This is a genomic window from Testudinibacter sp. 'clade 2', from assembly GCF_006227735.1.
Lineage (GTDB): Bacteria > Pseudomonadota > Gammaproteobacteria > Enterobacterales > Pasteurellaceae > Chelonobacter.
This window is the reverse complement of record NZ_VDHB01000170.1, coordinates 1-7,690: the sequence shown is the minus strand read 5'-3', so window position 1 is coordinate 7,690 and position 7,690 is coordinate 1. Positions and strand designations below refer to the sequence as shown.

Sequence of the window (7,690 nt, the reverse complement as noted above, 5' to 3'; positions counted from 1 at the left end):
ATTAATCGTGTATTTTAACCTTTGTCAGCAGTCTTGGGCGGATAGTTATCCGCCCTGAGTATAATCTTACTCGATAATATTATTGCGCTTCTAATTCGTTCATCGCAGCAATGTTGAAGCCGCCGTCAACGTGCAACACTTCGCCGGTCACACCGGAAGCCAGATCGGAACACAAGAATGCCGCACTTTTGCCCACATCTTCAATCGTGACTGTACGACGTAATGGGGTGACAGCTTCGCAATGTGACAGCATTTTCTTGAAGTTTTTGATGCCGGAAGCCGCCAAAGTGCGGATCGGGCCGGCAGAAATTGCATTGACACGAATGCCTTCTTTGCCCATTGCGTTCGCCATAAAGCGCACATTGGCTTCCAAAGAGGCTTTCGCCAAGCCCATCACGTTGTAATTTGGGATCGCACGCTCTGCGCCTAAGTATGATAGTGTGACTAAACCTGCACCGGCATTCAACATTGGGCGCGCAGCTTTTGCCATCGCCACGAAACTGTATGAGCTGATGTCGTGTGCGATTTTGAAACCTTCGCGCGTCACGGCATTCACGTAGTCACCGTCCAATTGATCACCCGGTGCAAAGGCAATTGCGTGTACAAAACCGTCAAATTTATCCCAGTGTTTGGCTAATTCTTGGAAGCAGTTGTCAATATCGGCATCGCTGGCGACATCGCACGGGATAACGATAGTGGAGTTGAAATCTTTGGCAAACTCTTCCACACGCGATTTTAATTTCTCGTTTTGATAAGTGAACGCCAATTCTGCACCGGCTTCAAACATAGCTTGAGCGATCCCGTAGGCGATTGAACGATTGCTGGCAACCCCGGCAATTAAAATACGTTTATTTGTTAAAAAACCCATAGAACTGTTTCCTATTTAATGTAAAAGAATCATTGATATGACATGAACCAGCAAATTATACCCTTTCCACCGGCTCCACGCTAGAAAAAGCACACAGAAAAGTGACCTAGGGTGATTACTCTTTAAAATAAAGTCGTGATTAATCGTTTGTTTGATCTGAATTATTTTTAAGTGCTAGAAATGAAGCAATGCCAATAGCGGGTAATATTAACCATTTGCTGCGTCCTAACAAGATGCGGGTAGAGAGCGAGATCAGCGAAGAGCGGATAATCGGGTGTGAAATAGTTTTTAAATAATAGAACGGCTGTCGGATTTCACGGCGTGTTTGTTGTGTTTGCAGATTAAACTTCCTGCGTAATACTTCACCTTTTAGCAGCAACAGCTCTTTTTCTAATGCTTTCTCTTGAGTGGACGACATAGACCGATCTCCTAATTATGCTTTGCGTTAATACTCTGTCTGATGGCGGCAATATCAAGTTTGAGCTCTTTTAGTGTGGAATCTAAAAATCCACGTTGACGACGGATAGCGCGGATGATTAATGCGGCTAAAACGATGACTACAAACAGGCAGCCGACACTGATGGAGGCAAAAACGCTGAATTTTTGGGATTCGGGGAGCCAGGCGTTTAAGGCAAAAAATAAGCTGAATCCGGCGAACAGCAGCAATAAGAAGCCGAATAGAGATAAAATCAGGATAAAAATAAGCTGTTCTTTTTGTTCGTTAAATTCAAGTTTTGCCATCTCCAACCGCACATTCAGCAGCTCAAGAGCGGTTATCAGACTATTTTTTATACCGGATTTAATTTTAGTGATCGTTTGCATGCTATCTCCCATATCAAGAAATATCGGGAAGCTGACTGGGCAGCTTCCACATATGCTCCGAATTATTTACGGTTGATTAGTAAACCGGCTACAAATGCTACACCGGCTGCAATCCCAATCGCTTTATATGGATTATCTTGAATTAAAGCATCGGATTGCTTAGCCGCTTGCCGAGTTTTGGCAGAGAATTTTTCCTGTAAATCATCTAACTGCTGGCGATAGCTGCCGGATTTTTCTGTCAGCCGTTTTTTCAGCTTTTTAAACTCATCGGCGCTGACGTCTTTGCCTTCGTCAAATAATTCTTCAGCAGTTTGTAGAATATCTTGTAATTCGGAAAGTAGTTGTTCACGTTTGGTATCAAAATCATTACTCATACTATTTTCTCCATTTGGTTGATATTAACGATGGTCAGGTTTTATCCTAAGCGATTGTTTTAATAAAATCAAAGCGGAATCATGAAATTTACAAATTTACGTAGTCGATCACGCCGGATTATCGATGTCTTTAAACTCCACATCCAGCTTATAATACTGTGCTAACCATTCACCGAGTGCTTTAATACCACAGCGCTCGGTAGCGTGGTGTCCAGCAGCATAAAAATGGATGCCTTGCTCTCTAGCCGAATGAATGGTGCGTTCCGATACTTCGCCGGTGATAAAGGCATCAATCCCTTGTGCGGCGGCGAGATCGATATAATCTTGACCACCTCCGGTGCAGATAGCAATGGTACGAATTTTATCCGGAGCATTGTCACCACAGTGCAGTGGTTCACGTTGTAATGCAGTGCGAATGCGCTCAGTCAATTCTGTTGCTGAAAGTGCGGTTTGCAGCTCGCCGTAAATTGGAATCGACACCGCACTTTTTTCAAGGGGTTGTAAATTTTTAACATTCAACATTTGTGCTAATAAGGCGTTGTTGCCTAAAGTCGGGTGAACATCAAGGGGTAAATGATAGCCGTATAAATTAATCTCATTCACCAGCAAGGTGCGAATGCGTTTGCCTTTCATGCCACGAATTAAAGGCGATTCATTTTTCCAAAAATAGCCGTGGTGCACCAGCACCGCATCCGCTTGCTGTGCCACCGCATAATCCAACAGAGCTTGGCAGGCGGTTACACCGGTGATGATTTTCTTGACCGCACTTTTGCCTTCCACTTGCAAGCCGTTAGGGGCGTAATCGGTTATGGCTTCAATATTAAGTTCTTGATTTAAAATGCGTTCTAAGTCCAAGTTATTTATTGTTGTCATTGGTAATCCTTAAATTGAAATATATGCTAAGCAAAGCACACAAGGTATTTTCTTGGTATTACTATAGCATAACTGGCGTAAGGATTTGCTATCATGCAGATTTTTATGCTATATCTATTGGGGTCATGCTGTAATCCAACTCTATATGATGGCGCGACGATTCATTTTGACCTTATACAAGTTAACCTTATACAAGGAGAATGATATGTTACATTACTCAGTGATCTTTTTTATCATCGCATTAATTGCGGCGGCGTTAGGATTCGGTGGTATTGCCGGAAGTGCGGTTGGCATTGCGAAAATACTGTTCTTTGCTTTCCTGATCTTAGCCGTATTGTCTTTTCTTTTTGGTAGGAAACGCTAGGCACCTGCCGAAACAATATTTTCAAAACAGGTACCGGATCTATTCAATAGATTTTAGCTAAGCGTTAGAATGGAATATCATCATCAAAATCAATTGGCGGTTCTGGTTGAGCCGCTGGTTTTGCTGTGGTTTGTTGAGCTGGGCGAGAAGCCGGAGCCGCATAAGACTGCTGCTGTGGAGCATAACCGCCGCTTTGCTGTGGTGCATAGCCACCACTTTGGGCGCGATCGCCACGCGAATCTAACATTTGTAGGCTGTCGCCTTGAATTTCGGTGGTGTAGCGGTCTTGACCATTTTGATCTTGCCATTTACGGGTGCGTAGGCGACCTTCAACATAGACCTTGCTGCCTTTGTGCAGGTATTCGCCGGCAATCTCGGCTAGGCGGCGGTACAGCACGATCCGGTGCCATTCAGTGATTTCACGCATTTCACCGCTGTTTTTATCGCGCCAAGATTCACTGGTTGCCACGCTGATGTTGGCAACAGCTTCGCCGTTCGGCATAGTACGGATTTCCGGTTCGTTACCTAAGTTGCCGACAATAATAACTTTATTTACACCTGCCATAATATCCTCTTGTTTTCATATTTTGATAGCGAGTTTGATAGGGCTCTATGTTGCCTGAAAATGAAAAAAAAATCACCCTTTAAAATAAAAAATATACTGGATATTTACACAGTTTTTTTATTTGTGCGATAATCATTCCAAATTGATAAAGTAATCGAGATAAAACTATGGATAAAATTGAGGTTCGTGGCGCCCGTACCCACAACTTAAAAAATATTGACTTGACCATTCCGAGAGAAAAACTGGTGGTGATCACCGGGCTTTCCGGTTCGGGCAAATCCTCTTTGGCATTTGATACACTGTATGCAGAGGGGCAGCGACGCTATGTTGAATCGCTGTCGGCATATGCGCGCCAATTTTTGTCATTGATGGAGAAACCGGACGTTGATCATATTGAAGGGCTGTCACCGGCCATTTCGATTGAACAGAAATCGACCTCGCACAATCCGCGTTCGACGGTCGGCACCATCACGGAGATTTATGACTATTTGCGCTTGCTGTTTGCCAGAGTGGGTGAACCGCGCTGTCCGACTCACGATGTGCCGTTGACGGCGCAAACCATCAGCCAGATGGTAGACAAAGTGCTGGAGCTGCCGCAGGGCAGTCGGATGATGCTGTTGGCGCCGGTGGTGAAAGAGCGCAAAGGCGAGCATGTAAAATTATTAGAAAATATTGCCGCACAGGGTTACATCCGTGCCAGAATCGACGGGGAAATCTGCGATTTGTCCGACCCGCCGACGCTGGAATTACAGAAAAAACATACCATTGAAGTGGTGATCGATCGTTTCAAAGTGCGGTCAGATTTGGCGAACCGTTTGGCGGAATCATTTGAAACCGCACTTGAGCTGTCGGGCGGTACGGTTGTGGTAGCGCCGATGGAAGGAGAAAATCTTGAAGAGCTGTTGTTCTCGTCCAATTTTGCTTGTCCGCATTGCGGCTATTCGGTGGCAGAGCTGGAACCCCGTTTGTTCTCGTTTAACAATCCGGCAGGCGCTTGCCCGAGTTGTGACGGCCTAGGAGTTCAGCAATATTTTGATGAAAAACGGGTGATTCAAAATCCAGCAATATCGTTGGCAAGCGGTGCGATTAAAGGCTGGGATAAACGAAATTTCTACTATTTTCAAATGTTGAGTTCGTTGGCAAAACACTACGCTTTTGATATCAATACCCCGTTTGAACAGTTGTCTCCAAGCATTCAAGATGTGGTGCTGAACGGTTCCGGTGATGACGAAATCGAATTCCAGTATGTGAATGATCGTGGTGATATCACCCTGCGCCGTCACCCATTCGAGGGTATTTTGAATAATATGGCGCGTCGCTATAAAGAGACCGAATCGAATGCGGTGCGTGAAGAGCTGGCAAAAAATATCAGCACGCGTCCTTGTACTTCTTGTGGCGGTTCACGTCTGCGGACGGAGGCGCGTCATGTTTTTATCGATCAATTTAATTTGCCGAATGTGGCTGAACGCAGTATTGGCAATGCGTTAACTTTTTTTGAAAATCTACAACTCAGTGGGCAACGGGCGCAAATTGCGGAAAAAATCTTAAAAGAGATTAAAGAGCGGTTATCATTCTTGGTGAATGTCGGGTTGAATTACCTTTCGCTTTCCCGCTCGGCAGAAACCCTGTCCGGCGGTGAAGCACAGCGGATTCGCCTTGCCAGCCAAATAGGTGCCGGCTTGGTTGGGGTGATGTATGTGCTCGATGAACCGTCAATCGGGCTGCACCAACGGGATAACGAACGCTTGCTGAAAACCCTGATTCATCTACGCGATCTAGGCAATACTGTGATTGTAGTAGAGCATGATGAAGATGCAATTATGGCGGCCGATCACATTATTGATATCGGACCGGGTGCCGGCGTGCATGGCGGTGAAATCGTTGCCAGCGGCACGGCTAAACAATTGATGAAAAATAAAGCGTCATTGACCGGAAAATACCTCTCTGGCGAAGAAAAAATTGCAATTCCGACACAGCGTACTGTGGTGGATAAGAGCAAATGGCTGACGTTGAAAGGCGCCAGCGGCAACAATTTAAAACATGTTGATCTGGCGATTCCGGTTGGTTTATTTACCTGTATCACCGGTGTATCAGGTTCAGGTAAATCAACCTTGATCAACGATACTTTATTTCCGTTGGCGCAAAATGCGTTGAATAGAGCAGAAAACACTCAAGTTGCACCTTATGAGAGTATTGATGGATTAGGACACTTCGATAAGGTGATCGATATTGACCAAAGTCCGATCGGGCGTACGCCTCGCTCCAATCCAGCGACGTATACCGGGCTGTTCACGCCGATTCGTGAGCTGTTTGCCGGTGTGCCGGAGGCGAGGGCGCGCGGCTATAATCCGGGACGATTTAGTTTTAACGTACGCGGTGGGCGTTGTGAAGCCTGTCAAGGCGATGGCGTGATTAAAGTGGAAATGCACTTCTTGCCGGATGTGTATGTGCCTTGCGACCACTGTAAAGGTAAACGCTATAACCGTGAAACTTTGGAAATTCGCTACAAAGGCAAAACCATTCACCAGATTTTAGAGATGACGGTGGAAGAGGGGCTGGAATTTTTTGCCGCGGTGCCGATGATTGCACGTAAACTGCAAACCTTAATGGATGTCGGCTTATCCTATATTCGTCTGGGGCAATCGTCTACGACGTTATCAGGCGGCGAAGCGCAGCGGGTGAAACTGGCAACCGAACTGTCGAAGCGTGATACCGGCAAGACGCTGTATATCTTAGACGAGCCAACCACCGGCTTGCATTTTGCTGATATTAAACAGTTGTTGGGCGTATTGCACCGCTTGCGCGATCAAGGCAATACCATTGTGGTGATTGAACACAATTTGGATGTGATTAAAACCGCAGACTGGATTATCGATCTTGGTCCGGAAGGCGGTGATGGCGGTGGGCAAATTATCGCTGAAGGCACGCCGGAACAGCTGGTTAAAAATACCGAATCGCATACGGCAAGATTTTTGGCACCGATTTTAGCCAGAGAATAGTAAAGTGCGGTTTATAAGATCAAAAGTTTAACATATAGTTAAAGCAGTTAATTCCCACCGCAGCGGACATCGGTATTATTGGCTGCGGTGTTTACTGTCAAAAAGTTGAACATCAACAGACTTTAATTTGTTGGTTTTGAATAGTGTTATTTTTCTTTTTTATAAGCAAGACCGTACATCATCAGCTGCAAGGCGTCAATGTTCAGCTGGTGTTCTTTGCCCCGATATAAGTTGCAAAGCTGTGGATCGGTTCGTAGTTCATCAATTTTGCGGGTGAACACGCTGATTAGCGCGATCGGAAAATCTTGTTGGATAATTCGTTTAGTTTGTAATTGTTGAAAAAAATGAGACATAAAACGGTATTTTTCTTGCTCCATTGTGGTAAAAAAAGACCGCATTTCTTCATCTGAATGGTATTGAAAATCCGCCTGCATGGGCTGCGAGTACAGCCCATTCAGCGCCTCTTCTTGCATTTTAAAAATTTGGCTGATGATAGTTTCCAATGATATTTCTTGTTTTAAAAAATCCAAGAACCGCAATCGCACCTCTTCTTTTTGCTCAAATAGTAACTGTTTAAGCAGCGCTTTTTTATTTTTAAAATGTTTATAAAATGTCACTCGGCTGACTTTTGCTTGTTGACAAATTTCATCGACAGAAACCCGTTTCCACCCCTGTTGTGAAAACAGTTGAAGTGCGGTTTGTTGTATGACAGCGGATTTGCTCATTGTTGGGTGTCTCTTAGTAATTCGTGTTATCTGATAGTAGTAAGCATAATTAAAACAGGGTTTTTAAGCAAATTAATCATAAATACTATCTATTATCATT

General features: G+C 44.7%; 9 protein-coding genes. 2 read left to right on the top strand and 7 right to left on the bottom strand.

What is annotated here, in order from left to right:
- Nucleotides 1-79: 79 nt before the first annotated feature.
- From fabI to FHQ30_RS11800, 5 genes are all read right to left on the bottom strand, one after another.
- Nucleotides 80-868: an enoyl-ACP reductase FabI gene (gene fabI, locus FHQ30_RS11820; RefSeq protein WP_139611104.1), complete on the bottom strand. Its 789-nt coding sequence runs from the start codon at nt 866-868 to the stop codon at nt 80-82.
- 139 nt (nt 869-1,007) lie between these two features.
- Entirely contained in the window at nt 1,008-1,286 is a 279-nt protein-coding gene (locus FHQ30_RS11815) for a hypothetical protein (RefSeq protein ID WP_139611105.1), read from the bottom strand.
- 11 nt (nt 1,287-1,297) lie between these two features.
- A complete protein-coding gene (locus tag FHQ30_RS11810; protein ID WP_176552625.1) occupies nt 1,298-1,690 on the bottom strand; it encodes a phage holin family protein in 393 nt (130 codons plus the stop codon).
- A gap of 62 nt (nt 1,691-1,752) precedes the next feature.
- The gene (locus tag FHQ30_RS11805; protein ID WP_132967453.1) at nt 1,753-2,064 is read right to left on the bottom strand and encodes an ElaB/YgaM/YqjD family protein; all 312 of its coding nucleotides are present in this window, start codon (nt 2,062-2,064) and stop codon (nt 1,753-1,755) included.
- Between the two features lie 108 nt (nt 2,065-2,172).
- The gene (locus FHQ30_RS11800) at nt 2,173-2,928 is read right to left on the bottom strand and encodes a Nif3-like dinuclear metal center hexameric protein (RefSeq protein WP_139611110.1); all 756 of its coding nucleotides are present in this window, start codon (nt 2,926-2,928) and stop codon (nt 2,173-2,175) included.
- A 214-nt stretch (nt 2,929-3,142) separates the two neighbouring features.
- On the opposite strand from FHQ30_RS11800, the gene FHQ30_RS11795 reads away from it, so the two are divergent.
- Entirely contained in the window at nt 3,143-3,301 is a 159-nt protein-coding gene (locus tag FHQ30_RS11795; protein ID WP_139608386.1) for a DUF1328 domain-containing protein, read from the top strand.
- Nucleotides 3,302-3,365: 64 nt separating this feature from the next.
- On the opposite strand, the gene ssb is transcribed toward FHQ30_RS11795, so the two are convergent.
- Entirely contained in the window at nt 3,366-3,866 is a 501-nt protein-coding gene (gene ssb / locus FHQ30_RS11790; protein WP_139611107.1) for a single-stranded DNA-binding protein, read from the bottom strand.
- A 167-nt stretch (nt 3,867-4,033) separates the two neighbouring features.
- Between ssb and uvrA the strand changes: the two genes are divergently transcribed.
- Entirely contained in the window at nt 4,034-6,865 is a 2,832-nt protein-coding gene (uvrA, locus tag FHQ30_RS11785) for an excinuclease ABC subunit UvrA (RefSeq protein ID WP_139611108.1), read from the top strand.
- Between the two features lie 146 nt (nt 6,866-7,011).
- Here uvrA and FHQ30_RS11780 read toward each other — a convergent pair whose 3' ends face one another.
- Complete coding sequence (locus tag FHQ30_RS11780; protein ID WP_139611109.1) at nt 7,012-7,590, bottom strand: TetR/AcrR family transcriptional regulator; 579 nt, start codon at nt 7,588-7,590, stop codon at nt 7,012-7,014.
- Nucleotides 7,591-7,690 lie beyond the last annotated feature (100 nt).

Bases quoted from the DNA above. Each gene is read 5' to 3' on its own strand.
- fabI (WP_139611104.1), bottom strand. From the start codon at position 868: ATGGGTTTTTTAACAAATAAACGTATTTTAATTGCCGGGGTTGCCAGC.
- FHQ30_RS11815 (WP_139611105.1), bottom strand. From the start codon at position 1,286: ATGTCGTCCACTCAAGAGAAAGCATTAGAAAAAGAGCTGTTGCTGCTA.
- FHQ30_RS11810 (WP_176552625.1), bottom strand. From the start codon at position 1,690: ATGCAAACGATCACTAAAATTAAATCCGGTATAAAAAATAGTCTGATA.
- FHQ30_RS11805 (WP_132967453.1), bottom strand. From the start codon at position 2,064: ATGAGTAATGATTTTGATACCAAACGTGAACAACTACTTTCCGAATTA.
- FHQ30_RS11795 (WP_139608386.1), top strand. From the start codon at position 3,143: ATGTTACATTACTCAGTGATCTTTTTTATCATCGCATTAATTGCGGCG.
- ssb (WP_139611107.1), bottom strand. From the start codon at position 3,866: ATGGCAGGTGTAAATAAAGTTATTATTGTCGGCAACTTAGGTAACGAA.
- uvrA (WP_139611108.1), top strand. From the start codon at position 4,034: ATGGATAAAATTGAGGTTCGTGGCGCCCGTACCCACAACTTAAAAAAT.
- FHQ30_RS11780 (WP_139611109.1), bottom strand. From the start codon at position 7,590: ATGAGCAAATCCGCTGTCATACAACAAACCGCACTTCAACTGTTTTCA.